This window comes from Microlunatus sp. M237, from assembly GCF_056896895.1.
Window position 1 is genome coordinate 161,213 of sequence record NZ_JBXHBL010000003.1, and the last position, 14,031, is coordinate 175,243.

At 70.6% G+C, this 14,031-nt stretch carries 11 protein-coding genes; 5 read left to right on the top strand and 6 right to left on the bottom strand.

The annotated features are described in order from the left end of the window. Positions 1-104: 104 nt before the first annotated feature. Together AC1XX3_RS11860 and AC1XX3_RS11865 are read left to right on the top strand one after the other, a co-directional pair. A complete protein-coding gene (locus AC1XX3_RS11860) occupies positions 105-4,982 on the top strand; it encodes an NAD-glutamate dehydrogenase (RefSeq protein ID WP_483321351.1) in 4,878 nt (1,625 codons plus the stop codon). A 33-nt stretch (positions 4,983-5,015) separates the two neighbouring features. Beyond that, positions 5,016-5,849, top strand: a complete 834-nt coding sequence (locus tag AC1XX3_RS11865) for a PHP domain-containing protein (RefSeq protein WP_483321352.1) — start codon at positions 5,016-5,018, stop codon at positions 5,847-5,849. Here the strand turns inward: AC1XX3_RS11865 and map are convergent. Then, the gene (map, locus tag AC1XX3_RS11870) at positions 5,846-6,640 is read right to left on the bottom strand and encodes a type I methionyl aminopeptidase (protein WP_483321353.1); all 795 of its coding nucleotides are present in this window, start codon (positions 6,638-6,640) and stop codon (positions 5,846-5,848) included. The two genes, AC1XX3_RS11865 and map, sit on opposite strands and share 4 nt — an antisense overlap. 67 nt (positions 6,641-6,707) lie before the next feature. On the opposite strand from map, the gene AC1XX3_RS11875 reads away from it, so the two are divergent. Continuing rightward, positions 6,708-7,010 (top strand): helix-turn-helix transcriptional regulator, encoded by a 303-nt coding sequence (locus AC1XX3_RS11875; RefSeq protein WP_483321354.1) that lies wholly within the window; start codon positions 6,708-6,710, stop codon positions 7,008-7,010. Between the two features lie 2 nt (positions 7,011-7,012). Here AC1XX3_RS11875 and AC1XX3_RS11880 read toward each other — a convergent pair whose 3' ends face one another. Beyond that, positions 7,013-7,864: an alpha/beta fold hydrolase gene (locus tag AC1XX3_RS11880; protein WP_483321355.1), complete on the bottom strand. Its 852-nt coding sequence runs from the start codon at positions 7,862-7,864 to the stop codon at positions 7,013-7,015. Positions 7,865-7,898: 34 nt separating this feature from the next. Here AC1XX3_RS11880 and AC1XX3_RS11885 point away from each other — a divergent pair, with 34 nt between their 5' ends. Beyond that, a complete protein-coding gene (locus tag AC1XX3_RS11885) occupies positions 7,899-8,714 on the top strand; it encodes a ParA family protein (RefSeq protein WP_483321356.1) in 816 nt (271 codons plus the stop codon). A gap of 127 nt (positions 8,715-8,841) precedes the next feature. Here AC1XX3_RS11885 and AC1XX3_RS11890 read toward each other — a convergent pair whose 3' ends face one another. Further along, complete coding sequence (locus AC1XX3_RS11890; RefSeq protein ID WP_483322092.1) at positions 8,842-10,392, bottom strand: DEAD/DEAH box helicase; 1,551 nt, start codon at positions 10,390-10,392, stop codon at positions 8,842-8,844. A 280-nt stretch (positions 10,393-10,672) separates the two neighbouring features. On the opposite strand from AC1XX3_RS11890, the gene AC1XX3_RS11895 reads away from it, so the two are divergent. Continuing rightward, positions 10,673-11,386: a ferritin-like fold-containing protein gene (locus AC1XX3_RS11895; protein ID WP_483321357.1), complete on the top strand. Its 714-nt coding sequence runs from the start codon at positions 10,673-10,675 to the stop codon at positions 11,384-11,386. 60 nt (positions 11,387-11,446) lie between these two features. Here AC1XX3_RS11895 and AC1XX3_RS11900 read toward each other — a convergent pair whose 3' ends face one another. From AC1XX3_RS11900 to AC1XX3_RS11910, 3 genes are all read right to left on the bottom strand, one after another. Further along, positions 11,447-11,671: a DUF3107 domain-containing protein gene (locus AC1XX3_RS11900; RefSeq protein ID WP_483321358.1), complete on the bottom strand. Its 225-nt coding sequence runs from the start codon at positions 11,669-11,671 to the stop codon at positions 11,447-11,449. Between the two features lie 156 nt (positions 11,672-11,827). Next, on the bottom strand, positions 11,828-12,634 hold the full coding sequence (locus AC1XX3_RS11905) for an FHA domain-containing protein (protein WP_483321359.1): 807 nt from the start codon (positions 12,632-12,634) through the stop codon (positions 11,828-11,830). A gap of 41 nt (positions 12,635-12,675) precedes the next feature. Continuing rightward, positions 12,676-13,956, bottom strand: coding sequence for a vWA domain-containing protein (locus AC1XX3_RS11910; RefSeq protein ID WP_483321360.1), 1,281 nt, complete (start codon positions 13,954-13,956; stop codon positions 12,676-12,678). Positions 13,957-14,031 lie beyond the last annotated feature (75 nt).

Sequence of the window (14,031 nt, forward strand, 5' to 3'; positions counted from 1 at the left end):
CCACCCCCGACCAGGCCCCGGATGCGGCGGCGGTGTCGCGGTGGGGACTATGGTCACAAGCAGGCGCACGACGACGTGCGAGGGCTCAACCAGGACAGGGTGCCGTGACTACATTCGAGGTCGAGCTCGAACGCGAGAAGTCGGCGAAGATCGCCTCGGTGGCTGCGCGGGGCGCGGCCCTGGCCACCGAGATGGGGCAGCGACCCGAGGTGGTGAGTGACTTTCTCACCCGCTACTTCCGCCATGTCGACGCCGCCGACATGGACCAGCGCACGGTCGAGGACCTCCTCGGCCTGGTGCGGAGCCACTACCAGCTCGCCCTGCAGCGCCCAGCCGGGCGGCCCACCATCGCCATCCGGACTCCCAGTCCATCCGCCGACGGGTGGACGGCAGGCGGCGCCACGGTGGTGCAGATCGTCACCGACGACCGCCCCTTCCTGGTCGACTCGGTCACGATGGAGGTCCTGCGGCAGGGCTGGACCATCCGGGAGGTGTTCCATCCGCAGTTCGGCGTCCGTCGCGACGTCACCGGAGGGTTGGGCGAGATCGTGCACACCGGCGACGCCACCGACGACCCCGGCGTGCTGGCCGAGTCGTGGATGCATCTGGAGATCCTGCCGCCGCAGCGCCCCGAGTCGCCCACACCGCCGGTCGAGGAGCTGCAGAACGGGCTGCTGGAGGTGCTCCGGCTGGTCGAGGAGACGGTGGAGGACTGGTCCCGGATGCGCGACCGCGCCTTGGACGCCGTCGGCTACCTCGACACGCTGCCGCACCCCGAGCGGAGCGGCGAGGTCGCCTCGGCCCGCGAGCTGCTGACCTGGCTGGCCGACAACCAGTTCACCTTCCTCGGCTATCGCCACTACGACCTCACCGGTACACCCGAGGCTCCCATCCTGCAGCCGACGCCGGCGACTGGGTTGGGCATCCTGCGGGCCGACGCAGACCCGCCCGGCGCGTTCCACGCCCTGCCCCAGCCGGGCCGTCCGGTCGAGCTGATGATCATCACCAAGGGCAACTCCAAGTCCCGGGTGCACCGGCCCACCTACCTCGACTACATCGGCGTCCGCGACCTCGACGCCAACGGCACCATGGTGGGTGAGCGGCGCTTCCTCGGCCTGTTCGCCTCGTCGGCGTACTCGGAGTCGGTACGTCGCATCCCGGTGCTGTGGCAGAAGGCCGAAGAGGTGCTGCGGCGCTCCGGCTACGACCCGCAGAGCCATGGCGGCAAGGCCGTCGCCGACGTGCTGGAGACGTTCCCGCGTGACGACCTGTTCCAGGCCTCGGTCGACGAGCTCGCCCCGGTGGTGGAGAAGGTGGCCCACCTCAAGGAACGGCGTCAGGTCCGGTTGTTCGTCCGGCTCGACGGCTACGGGCGCTATCTCTCCTGCTTGGTCTATCTGCCCCGGGACCGCTACACCACCGCTGTCCGCAATCGGATGGAGCACATCCTGCTGCACCGGCTGGCCGGAGCCTCGATCGACTACACCGCCCGGGTGAGCGAGTCGGTGCTGGCCCGGCTGCACTTCGTGGTGCGGATGCCGGTCGGTGAGTCGATGGCTGAGGTGGACCTCCGCAGCCTGGAACGCGAGCTGACGACCGCGACGCGCTCGTGGAACGACGAGTTCGCCGACCAGCTGGCCGGGGTGCCCGAACCGGACACCCTCGCCACCTTGGTCGGCGCACTGCCGGAGGGCTACAAGGAGGACTACACCCCGCGCCAGGGAGTCCAAGACCTTGAGGCGCTGACCGCGCTGCGGCACCACAACGACATGTCGATGGCCTTGTATGTGCCCGACCGGAGCAAGGACGAGGCCGACCTCCGGCTCAAGATCTTCCGCCGCGACGCATCCTTGTCGTTGTCGAAGGTGCTGCCGCACCTGTCGCTGCTGGGGGTCGACGTCATCGACGAGCGGCCGTACGAGCTGCAGCTGGCCCGCGACGAGCGAGCCTTCATCTACGACTTCGGGATCACCGTGCCCGGGGGCGCAGCGTCGGTGTCGACCCGGTGGAGCCAGGCGGCGCGGCAGCAGTTCATGGACGCGTTCGCGGCCTCCTACACCGGGCTGAGCGAGCCGGACGCCTTCAACGCCTTGGTGATGGGGGCCGACCTCGACTGGCGCCAGGTCGCAGTCCTGCGCGCGATCGGGCGCTACCTGCGCCAGGCGGGGAGCACCTACAGCCAGACGTACATCGCTCAGGCACTGGTCGCCAACGTGGATATCGCCCGTGGCCTGGTGCGGCTGTTCGAGGCCAAGTTCGACCCTGCTGCCGGAACCGGGCGGACAGCTCGCGCCGACCTGTCAGCGAGGAAGAAGCGGACCGAGGAGCTGCGGGAGAGGGTGCTGGACGCGCTGGCCGACGTGGCGAGTCTCGACCACGACCGGATCATCCGGTCCTACCTCGCGGTGGTCACCGCGATGGTCCGGACGAACGCCTTCCAGCCGGACCGCGGCGCGATCACGATGAAGCTGCTGCCGAAGAAGATCCCGGATCTGCCCGAGCCGCGCCCGGCGTTCGAGATCTTCGTCTACTCACCACGGGTGGAGGGCGTGCACCTGCGCTTCGGTGCGGTCGCCCGCGGCGGGCTGCGCTGGTCCGACCGCGCCGAGGACTTCCGGACCGAGGTGCTCGGCCTGGTCAAGGCGCAGATGGTGAAGAACACCGTGATCGTCCCGGTCGGCGCCAAGGGCGGGTTCTACGCCAAGCGGCTGCCGGACCCCGCAGTGGATCGCGACGCCTGGATGGCCGAGGGCATCGCCTGCTATCGGCTGTTCATCACCAGCCTGCTCGACGTCACCGACAACATCGTCGAGGGTGCGGTGGTACCGCCCACCGATGTGGTGCGCTACGACGCCGACGACCCCTACCTGGTGGTGGCGGCGGACAAGGGCACGGCGACCTTCTCCGACCTCGCCAACACCCTCTCGGTGGACGCGGGTTTCTGGCTCGGTGACGCCTTCGCCTCCGGCGGTTCCGCCGGCTACGACCACAAGGCGATGGGCATCACGGCCCGCGGGGCGTGGGAGTCGGTGCGGCGCCACTTCCGCGAGCTGGGTGTCGACTGCCAGACCTCCGACTTCACCTGCGTGGGCATCGGTGACATGAGCGGCGATGTGTTCGGCAACGGCATGCTGCTCAGCCGGCACATCCGGCTGGTGGCGGCGTTCGACCACCGGCACGTGTTCCTCGATCCCGACCCCGACCCGGCGACGAGCTTCGACGAGCGCGCCCGGCTGTTCGCCCTGCCGCGGTCCAGCTGGGCCGACTACGACGCCTCGTTGATCTCCACCGGTGGCGGGGTCTATCCCCGGACCCTCAAGGCGATCCCGATCACGCCGGAGGTGCGCGCGGTGCTCGGGCTGGCGCCCTCGGTGGTGTCGTTGTCACCGACCGAGCTGATCAGCGCCTGCCTGACGGCTCCCGTCGACCTGCTGTGGAACGGCGGCATCGGGACGTACGTGAAGTCCAGCGCGGAGAGCAACGCCCAGGTGGGCGACAAGGCCAACGACGTGCTGCGCGTGGACGGAGTCGATCTGCGGTGCCGCTGCGTCGGCGAGGGCGGCAACCTGGGACTGACCCAGCTCGGCCGGATCGAGTACGCCGCCGCGGGCGGCCGGATCAACACCGACTTCATCGACAACTCCGCCGGCGTGGACACCTCCGACCACGAGGTCAACATCAAGATCCTGCTGGCCGGCGAGCTGGCCGCCGGCCGGCTGACGGTGGCTCAACGCGACGAGCTGCTGGCCTCGATGACCGACGAGGTCGCCGAGCTGGTGCTGCGCAACAATCGCGAGCAGAACCTCGCGCTGGCCAACAGCGCCTTCCAGGCGGCGTCGATGGCCGGCGTGCACGAGGACTGGATGGACCGGTTGGCGGACCGCCGGCTGCTGGACCGCGAGATCGAGTTCCTGCCGTCGACAGAGGAGATGGCCTCGCGTCGTGCGGCCAAGCGCGGCCTGACCACGCCCGAGCTCGCCACCTTGCTGGCGTACACCAAGATCGCGCTGGAGCGGGAGGTGCTGCAGTCGGACCTCCCGGACGACCCCGATCTGGCCGGACTGCTGCAGGCGTACTTCCCGACGGCGCTGCGCGAGCGCTATGCCGACGTCATGCCCGCACACCGGCTGCACCGCGAGATCATCGCCACGGTGGCGGTCAACGGGTTCGTCAACACGGCCGGCATCAGCTGCTTCCACCGGCTCTCGGGCGAGACCGGCGCACCCCCTGCCGAGGTGATCCGGGCTCAGTTCGCTGCTCGGCTGATCTTCGACGCCGCCGACCTGGACCGCAGGATCGCCGCCTGCGACCACCAGGTCGACGCCGAGGTGCAGACGCAGCTGCGGATGGAGGTGCGCACCACGGTCGAGCGAGCCACCCGCTGGGTGATCAACAACCGGCGCCGCCCGATCGACATCAGCGCCGCGGTGGAGCAGTTCGCCCCGCTGGTACGCCAGCTGGTGGCCGCCATCCCCACCATCCTGCATGGTCGCGAGGCCGAGGCGTTCGCGGCACGGACCTCGCGCTACGTCGACGGCGGTGCCTCCGCGGAGCTGGCCGCGTCCGTGGCGGTGCTGCCGGCGGCGTACGCGGCGCTGACGGTGGTGCAGACCGCCAACCGGGACGGCATCGACGTGCTGCGCGCTGCCCAGGTTCACTTCGGCCTGGGTGAGCGGCTGGGTCTCGACCGGGTGCTCGGCCGAATCATCGAGCTGCCGCGCGAGGACCGCTGGCAGACGATGGCCAGGGCGGCGCTGCGCGACGACCTGCACGCGGTGCACGCCCAGCTGACGGCGGAGGTGCTGGCCGCGGGCGTCGGCACCGAGCCGGCGGCCGACCTGGTGGCGCAGTGGGAGAAGATCACTCCGGCGGTGGCCGACTCGGTCCGGATGCTGCGGTCGATCTGCGACGCCAAGCCGGACCTGGCCCGGATGTCGGTGGCGGTCCGGGTGGTGCGTGGACTGCTGCCCGCCACGGAATGAGGCCACCTCGACGAGGCGTGATAGGTGTTGATCATGCGAATCGACCTGCACACCCACTCGCGCGTCTCGGACGGTACGGACGCGCCCGCCGATCTGGTGCGGCTGGCTGCCCGCGCGGGCTTGGATGTGGTGGCGCTGACCGATCATGACACCTTCGACGGTCTGGACGAGGCCGTCGCGACCGGTGTCGAGGTCGGGGTGCGGGTGGTCCGTGGGATCGAGGTCTCCTGCGCCCGGGGTGGCCAGAGCGTGCACCTGTTGGCCTACGGCGCCGACCCGCAGAACCCGATGCTGGCCGAGGAGATGACGCGGGTCCGCAGCGGGCGGAGCAACCGGCTGTCGCCCGTGCTCGCGAAGCTGGCGGAGCTGGGGGTGCCGGTGACCGAGGACGCGGTGCGTGAGCAGGTCGGCACCAGCCCGTCGGTCGGTCGGCCGCACATCGCCGACGCCCTGGTCGCGGCCGGGCACGTCCGTGACCGGACCGAGGCGTTCGACAAGTTCCTGTCCGAGGGCGGACCCGCCCATGTGGCTCGCTATGCCATCGACATCGCGCGCGGGATCGAGCTGGTGCACGGTGCCGGCGGCGTCGCGGTGATCGCCCACCCGTGGGGCCGCGGCCGGGAGGCGGTGCTGCCGCCGGTCGTACTGGAGCAGCTGGTGTCGGAACAGGGACTGGATGGCTTCGAGGTCGACCACCAGGATCATGACGACGACGCCCGGGCGAAGCTGCGAGCCCTGGGGGAGCGGCTCGGCGTGCTCACCACCGGGTCCAGTGACTATCACGGGACCGGCAAGGTGGATCACGATCTGGGCTGCAACACCACTGATCCCGCCGTCTTCGTCGAGCTGCAGCGCCGGATCGCCTAGGGCGCGCCTTCCGCGGGCGGTTGCGACGCCAGGGTGAGGATCTCGGCACCGTCGCCGGTGATGGCGATGGTGTGCTCACTGTGCGCTGTCCGACAGCCCGTCGCACTGCGCAGCGTCCAGCCGTCGGAGTCGACGACCAGATCGGCGGTGTCGGCCATCACCCATGGTTCCAGCGCCAGCAGCAGCCCTGGCCGCAGCTGGTAGCCGCGGCCGGGTCGTCCGGTGTTCGACACGTGCGGGTCCTGATGCATCGTCGACCCGACGCCGTGGCCGCCGAACTCGGTGTTGATCAGATAGCCCGCTTCGGCGAGGGTCGAGCCGATGGCGTGGGAGATGTCACCGAGGCGCGCCCCGGGGCCTGCGGCGGCTATTCCGGCAGACAGCGCGCGCTCGGTCGCGCTGATCAGCGCGACACTCTCCGGCGGCCGTGACTCGCCGACGATGAAGCTGATGGCCGAGTCGGCGACCACTGTGTCGAGCGAGACCGCCAGGTCGAGGGACAGCAGGTCGCCATCGGCGAGCGGATAGTCCTGGGGCTGCCCGTGCAGGACGGCGTCGTTGACCGAGGTGCAGATGTAGTGCCCGAACGGTCCGCGGCCGAAGGATGGCGCATAGTCGACGTAGCAGGACTGCGCGCCGGCGTCGGCGATCAACACCCGGGTCCACTGGTCGATGTCCACCAGGTTGGTGCCGACTCCGATGTGGTTCCTCAGCCGCTGCAAGATGTCGGCGACGAGTGCACCGGTCTCGCGTGCTCGGGTCAGCTCCGTGGGGCTCAGAATCTCGATCATGCGGCACCTTCTCTGCTGGGAGCCAATAACTATCCCGGTCATACTATCCCGGTATTAGTATCGGAGCATGGTCAGATTGCCGCTCACATCAGCCGAGGTCGAGCGCGGACAGCGCCTTGGTGCGCTGTTGCGTCGCGCCAGGGGAGAGCGCCCGATGCTCAATACCGCCCTCGACGCAGGGATCTCCCCCGAGACGCTCCGCAAGATCGAGTCAGGGCGGGTGGCGACGCCGGCGTTCTCGACCATCGCCGCGATCGCAGACGTGCTCGGCCTGTCCCTGGACGTCATCTGGGCCGAGATCAGCCAGGCCGAGCGCGGGGTCGACCCCGCCGGCTCCGGCCGTCCCCCGCGGGAGCGGCTGGCCTCCTAGGGTCAGACGGCGTCGATCAGCGCGACCAGGACGTCGACACTCACCTGCGGCTGCTCCACGGCCGGGGAGTGGTCGGCGTCGGGGATGACCACCGACACGGTCCCGAGCCGGTCCGCCATGTCGTCCTGCAGGCTCTGCGGCCAGGCTGCATCCCGCTCGCCGTACACCACGTGCGCCGGCACGCCGCTGGCCAGGATGGCGTCGACGTGGTCCGGCGTGTCGATCAGGACCCGAGTCAGCTCGGCGAGCGCTTCGGGGTTGCCGGCGACGAAGCGCTGCTCGAGGAACGCCTCGACGGCCTCCTCCTGCGGGGTCGCCCCGTCAGCCAGCTCGAGGGCCCGCTTCCGGCGGTAGACCTCGGCCAGGTCGTAGCTGTCCAGGGCGCTCAGCATTCGCTGCAGCCGGGGCTGCTCGCCGTGTCCGCCCGGCCCCGAGCACAGCAGCGTCACCGACGACCACGGTGCCGGGTCGCGTTGCACGGCACGGGCGACCACCAGTCCGCCGAGACTGTGTCCCACCAGGTGCAACGGCGTCCCCGGACGGTGTCCGGGCAGCAGCGCCGCCAGCGCCGTCACATCGTCGGCCCAGCTGTCCAGTGAGAACGGACCCGTCGCCTTGCTCTCGAACTGACCGCGCTGGTCGTGGGCGTAGGCGGAGTAACCGGCGTGGGCGAAGAGCGGCAGCACCGGCGCAAAGTCCTCCTTGCTGCCGGTGTAGCCATGCACCAGCAGCACACTGCCCCTCGGCTCGGACGCCTCGACCCGGTCGAGCGCCAACGTGACATCGCGGCTGGGCAGGGTGAGCTGGTCGGAGATGATCTCGGCGGGACGGCTGGAGGGACGGGTGGCAACCATGCCGCTCACTCTACGTCCGGCAGAATGGTCACCGATGACTCCCTCCGCGCAGAACCTCGCCGACCGACCCACCCCGAAGGTGCGCCCGGCCAAGGCCCGGGTTATCGCCGTCGCCAACCAGAAGGGTGGCGTCGCCAAGACCACCAGCGTCGCGTCCCTCGGTGCGGCCCTGGCCGAACTCGGGAAGCGGGTGCTCGTGGTGGACCTGGATCCCCAGGCCTGCCTGACGTTCTCCCTCGGCTACGACCCCGAGGGCGTCGAGGCGTCGGTCCACCAGGTGCTGCTCGGCCAGGTGGCCGCGGCCGACATCGTGATCGAGACCGGCGAGGACGTCGACCTGCTGCCGGCCACCATCGAGCTCGCCACGGCGGAGCAGCTGCTGCTCACGCGGACCGGACGCGAGCAGGTGCTCAAGAACGCGCTGGCGCCGCTGCTGAAGCGTTACGACGTGGTGCTGTTGGACTGCCCGCCGTCGCTGGGCATCCTGACCACGGTGGCGCTCACGGCGGCCACCGGGGTGTTGATCCCGCTGCAGTGCGAGACCCTGAGCCACCGCGGCGTCGGGCAGCTGCTCGACACCATCCACGATGTGAAGCGGGTGACCAACCGGCGGCTGGCCGTGCTCGGGGTGCTGCCCACGCTGTTCGACGCCCGCACCACGCACTCCCGACTGGTGCTGGAGCGGATCGGCGAGGACTACGGCATCGCGGTGCTCGAGCCGCCGATCCCCAAGTCGGTCCGGTTCGCCGAGGCGCCGGCCGCCGGGATGTCGATCCTCAGCACAGCCCGCTCCTCAAAAGGCGCGATCGCCTACCGCGCCGTGGCGCAGCAGCTCATCGACCCGGCCTGACCGCGGCGCAGCAGCCCGGTCGTCCCTGGTCGTCCTGGGATCGGCGTCCGCACGTCCCCGCGCACGCACGCACGCACAAAGCCTGCCGTCCCGGAGGGAACGACAGGCTTCGTGGACGTGCAACAGCTCAGTCGGTGGCGGCTGCGGCCGGGGTCGCTGCGTCGGAGGAACGACGGCGGCGACGGCGGGTGCGCGGCGCCGACCCTTCGGTCACACCCGCGTCGGAGCCCGGTGCGGTGATCGGCTGCTCCGGGTCGGACTGGACCGTCTGGGCCGTCACCTCGGCACCCTCCACCGGGGCTCCGTTGTGGGTCCGGCGACGGCTCCGCTGGCGCTTGGGGCGCTCTGCTGCTGTCGAGCTGTCACGCTCGGCGGGCCGATCGGCAGCTCGCTCGCTCCGGTCACCGCCGCGGTCGCGATCAGCGCCCCGGCTCTGGTCACCGCCGCGGCCACGGGACTCCCGCGGCGGACGGTCCTCGGCCGGCTTGGCCGGGACGAGCCGGCCCTTGGTGCCCGGCTCGATACCCAGGTCGTGATAGAGGTGCTCTGAGGTGGAGTAGGTCTCCTGCGGCTCGGGGAACGGCAGCCCGAGGGTGTTGTTGATCACCTTCCACCGGGTACGGTCGGCCCAGTCCACGAAGGTGATGGCCACGCCCGAGGCGCCGGCCCGCCCGGTACGACCGATCCGGTGCACGTAGGTCTTGTCGTCGTCGGGGCACTCGTAGTTGATCACGTGGGTGACGCCCTCGACGTCGATGCCACGGGCGGCCACGTCGGTGGCCACCAGCACGTCGATGCCGCCGCTGCGGAACTTGGTCAGCGCCTTCTCCCGGGCGATCTGGGACAGGTCGCCGTGGATCGAGGTGGCGGCGAAGCCCCGCTCGGCCAGGTCGTCCGACACCCGCTGCGCCGAGCGCTTGGTGCGGCAGAAGATCATCGCCCGGTTGCGGTTCTCGGCCTGCAGGATGCGGGCCACCACCTCCGGCTTGTCCAGGTCGTGCGCCTGATAGACGAACTGCGCAGTGGCCGGCACCGTGGTCGTCTCCTGCGCGGACTCGGCCCGGATGTTGACCGGGTGGCGCAGGTGACGACGGGCCAGCGACACGATCGCGCTGGGCATGGTGGCCGAGAACAGCATCGTCTGGCGCAGCTCGGGGGTCTTGGCCAGGATCCGCTCGACGTCGGGCAGGAAGCCCAGGTCCAGCATCTCGTCGGCCTCGTCCAGCACCAGCACCTTGATGTGGCTCAGGTCCAGCGAGCGGCGGTCAGCCAGGTCGAGGAGACGGCCGGGCGTACCGACCACGACCTCCACGCCCTCGACGAGGGCGTCCAGCTGGCCGTCGTAACCGACGCCGCCGTAGACGGTGAGGACGCGCGCACCACGGTCCTTGGCCGCCGTGGCGATGTCTTTGCTCACCTGGCTGGCCAGCTCGCGGGTCGGGCAGACCACCAGGGCCTGGGGGGCGCCGGGCTTGGACTGCAGCTCGAAGTCGCGCTCACCGGGGACGACGATCCGCTGCAGCAGCGCCACGCCGAAGGCCAGGGTCTTGCCGGTTCCGGTGCGGGCCTGGCCGATCATGTCGGTCCCGACCAGGGCGATCGGGATCGCCATCGACTGGATCGGGAACGGGTGCACGATGCCCACAGCGGCCAGCGACTCGACGATCGAGGGCAGCACGCCGAGATCGGCGAAGGTCTGCTGCGCGATCGGCTCGGGGGTGTCGGGGGTGGAGAGGTCGACGGGCTCGATGACCGTCGGGTCGGTCGTCGGCGCCGCCGCGTCCGTGATGTCGTTACTCAGGGTCTCGCCTTTTCGTGTCGGAGAAGTCGAGGGCACACCGGTCCAGCACATCGCGGTGGTTCTGCGGTGCCAGGAACGCCTGGGACGCACTCGACGGTACGTACTACACCCCATAGTCTACCGCGAACCACCTCGAGACGCCGTTAGGCTGCCAGTCATGACCGATGAGCCGCCTGTCGTGCCCGCCCAGGACCTCCCGGAGCGCCCCGGTGACCGGGAGTACCGCCAAGGCGCCATCGACCTGCTGGGGGTGCTCGCGTACGGCGAGCTGACCGCTTTCGAGCGGCTGGCCGAGGACGCCCGGATGGCGCCGACCCTGGCCGACAAGGTTCACATCGCGTCGATGGCGGCTCTGCAGATCGAGCACTTCGACCGGGTCAAGCAGCGGCTGGCTGCCTTGGACACCGATGTGATGGTGGCGATGGAGCCGTTCCACGGACCGTTCGACGCGTTCCACGAGCACACCGCCCCGAAGATCTGGCTGGAAGGGCTGCTCAAGGCGTACGTCGGCGACGGATTCGCGGCGGACTTCTATCGCGAGGTGGCGGCCTTCGTGGACCCCGATACCCGGGCGCTGGTGCACGAGGTGCTGTCGGATGAGGGCCACGCCGAGTTCGTGGTGGAGAAGGTGCGCAGTGCGATCCGGTCCGACACCAAGGTGGCGGGGCGGCTGGCGCTGTGGGGACGACGGCTGGTCGGTGAGGCGCTCAGTCAGGCCCAGCGGGTCGCTTCCGACCGCGACGCGCTCACCAGCCTGCTGGCCGGGACGGTGGACCGCCCGGGCATGGACCTGGCGGCGATCAGCCGGATGTTCTCGCGGTTGGTGGAGAACCACACCAAGCGCATGGCCACACTCGGGCTCCAGGCCTGAGGCTCCGGCGGCCACGGGTGCGACCCGCGACCGCCGGAGGGCAGCTCAGCTGCCGCCGAATCAGATGCCGCCGAAGCCGACGGCCCGGCTGTTCTCCTCGCCGATGTCGAGGTAACCGATCGCGGTGGCCGGGATCATCACCTGACGGCCCTTCGTGTCGGTGAGCGTGAGCAGACCGTCGGCCGCCAGCGCACCGCTGAACGCCTCAGCCACGTCGGACGCCGCCTGGTTGGTCTCGACGACGATCTCGCGGGCGACGTTTCGGATGCCGACCTTGATCTCCACTGTTCCTCCTGATGGTGCTCCCCGGCGAGCTGCCGGAGTTCTGGCTCAACGGTGCCATACCGCCTCGGAGCAGCGGGTGCCTGTTCGCCGTCGGCGGAGCAGAAAGCGAGCCGGGAGCGTCGCGGCTGCGGCCGCTGCCCGGCGGTGGGATCGAGCTCAGCCCTGACCGAGCTCCTCATCGGTGCCGCGGCGGACCACGATCCGGGTCCAGGCGCCGAGATAGATGCGGTCATCGGGCTGCAGCTCGTGCTTCAGCCCCACCGGGATCGGGTCGGTGGGCAGCGGTCCGCTGGCCGGGGCGACGAAGGTTCCGTTGGACGACTCGAGGTCCTCGACGAACCAGCGGCTGCCGTCGGTGCTCAACTGCGCCTGACGTCGGCTGATGCCGGTGTCTGACTCGCAGGCGATGTCGGGGTGGATGTTGCGGCTTCTGCTGGTGCGCCCGATCAGCAGCGACCGGCTCCGCAGCACGATCATGTCGGGCAGCCCGGCCGACGGCATCGGGTCGGGGCTCTCCTGCGCGGCGTACCAGTCGGGGTCGATCCAGATCTCGGCCACCCAGCCGGTGGCTGCGCCCGGTGCCGCGGCGGACCCAGGCGCGGTGGCGGACTCGACGCCGCTGCCGGCCGGGGCGACGAAGGTGGGTGCGTCGCCCCCGTCGGAGCCGGCGGCAGCCGGTGCGGCCGAGGGTGGCGTGGCGACGCCCTCCGGTGGGGTCAGCGGCCGCGGCATGGTGCCGGTGGTGAAGTCGTAGCCGCAGGCCTCGCAGAACAGCGCTTCGGCGGTGTTCTCGGTCGAGCAGTTCGGGCACGGCAGCGCGCCCGGACCGGCGGCGGCGACCGGGGCGGGCACCGGCACCTCGGCCGGCTGTCCCGGCTGTGGGCCGGCGTCGATCGGCATGCCGCAGACGTCGCAGTAGTCGTCGGCGGTGGAGGAGTGCCCGGCCGGGCAGGTCGAGGTCATGGTGTCTCCAGTGCTGGGTCGGCGGTGCTGGCGAGCACGGGTCAGCCCTTGATCCGGGTGGTCTTGGTCGAGGCGGTGTCGAGTGCCATCTCGTCGGCCTTGTCGACCGCCCGCTTGAGTCGAACCGTACCGGTCTCGACGTTGTCGATGTCGACCACCTTGCGCAGCCGGGTGGTCGCCTCGGCGTTGCCGGTCTGGGCAGCGAGCTGAACGGCCCGGCCGAGCTTGGTCGTCGCGGTGGCCTCATCCCCGGACGCCTTGGCCGCCAGACCCTCCTGAATGGCGTCGGCGAGCTCGGTCTGTCCGGTGTAGTGGGCGACCTCCGGGTTGATCCGGGTGGTGAGGGCGTCGTCGGCGGACCACTTCGCCTTGACCAGGCCCTGGGCCACCACCTCATCGCCGACGGCGAGCTGGACCCGCGCAGCCAGCTGCTCCTGCCCGAGTGCCTTGGCCGCCAGCCGGATCCCGACGTGGTAGTCCCGCGACTCGTCGCCCCACGAGCCGGTCGGGTACGCCCCGGTCAGCGGGTTGACCGCCGTCCGGCGGCTGCTGAGGTCCTCCACCGTGGGCGCCACCTGCCGGACGAAGAGCACCTGGGCGCCCTGGGGGGCCCACACCCGCAGCTGGGCATCCGCCACGCCGCGGCCCATCGCCTGCTGCATGAGCTCGGCGAACACCTGGGCCATCGCGTCCGGGCTGGGGATGATGTCAACGGTGCCGAGCAGGACCTGGGCGATCCGGCGTACCTCGGCCACCTGCCAGTCGACGCCGACGCCACGGCAGTCGCACTGGAAGCGGCCGGTGACGCCCGCGATGGCGGCGCTCAGCTGTTCCGGGCGCTCGTTGTGGTTCTCGCCGTCGGTCAGCAAGATGGCGTGCCGCTGGGTCAGCAGCGGGATCGAGTCGAAGAGCCGGCCGGCCAAGGTCAGCCAGGTGCCCATCGCGGTGCCACCGTCGGACCGGAACTGGCTGATCGCCTGCTGTGCGGCGAACCGGCTGCGGTCGTCCATCTTGATCATGCCGGCGCCGGACTGTACCGGCGGGTAGGCGAGGTAGGCCTGGTGGTTACCCGCGACGATGGCGAACCAGGTCCCGTCGAGCACCTGGTCCACGGCGGCGGCCGCCGCGATCTTGGCCGCCTCCAGCTTGGCCCGGCCCATCGAGCCTGAGGTGTCGACGATGATGATCTCGCCCGCCTCGCCGCCGCCACTGCGGCCCGCCTCGCCGGCCCCGGTGCAGGAGAGGGTGACGATCGCGTTGACGTCGGTCCCGCCGTCGGGCAGGAACTCGTTCTGGTAAACCGCTGCGCTGAACTCGGCCATGATCAACTTCCTTCGTGCCTGATGGTCTGGTGCCGCGCGCGTCCGCGCCGGTGCCGTACGCCCCGCGTCGGCGGA

Excerpts from the sequence above, each read along its gene's own strand:
- AC1XX3_RS11895 (WP_483321357.1), top strand. The coding sequence starts at position 10,673 with ATGACCGATGAGCCGCCTGTCGTGCCCGCCCAGGACCTCCCGGAGCGC.
- AC1XX3_RS11880 (WP_483321355.1), bottom strand. The coding sequence starts at position 7,864 with ATGGTTGCCACCCGTCCCTCCAGCCGTCCCGCCGAGATCATCTCCGAC.
- AC1XX3_RS11885 (WP_483321356.1), top strand. The coding sequence starts at position 7,899 with ATGACTCCCTCCGCGCAGAACCTCGCCGACCGACCCACCCCGAAGGTG.
- AC1XX3_RS11910 (WP_483321360.1), bottom strand. The coding sequence starts at position 13,956 with ATGGCCGAGTTCAGCGCAGCGGTTTACCAGAACGAGTTCCTGCCCGAC.
- map (WP_483321353.1), bottom strand. The coding sequence starts at position 6,640 with ATGATCGAGATTCTGAGCCCCACGGAGCTGACCCGAGCACGCGAGACC.
- AC1XX3_RS11875 (WP_483321354.1), top strand. The coding sequence starts at position 6,708 with ATGGTCAGATTGCCGCTCACATCAGCCGAGGTCGAGCGCGGACAGCGC.
- AC1XX3_RS11865 (WP_483321352.1), top strand. The coding sequence starts at position 5,016 with ATGCGAATCGACCTGCACACCCACTCGCGCGTCTCGGACGGTACGGAC.
- AC1XX3_RS11905 (WP_483321359.1), bottom strand. The coding sequence starts at position 12,634 with ATGACCTCGACCTGCCCGGCCGGGCACTCCTCCACCGCCGACGACTAC.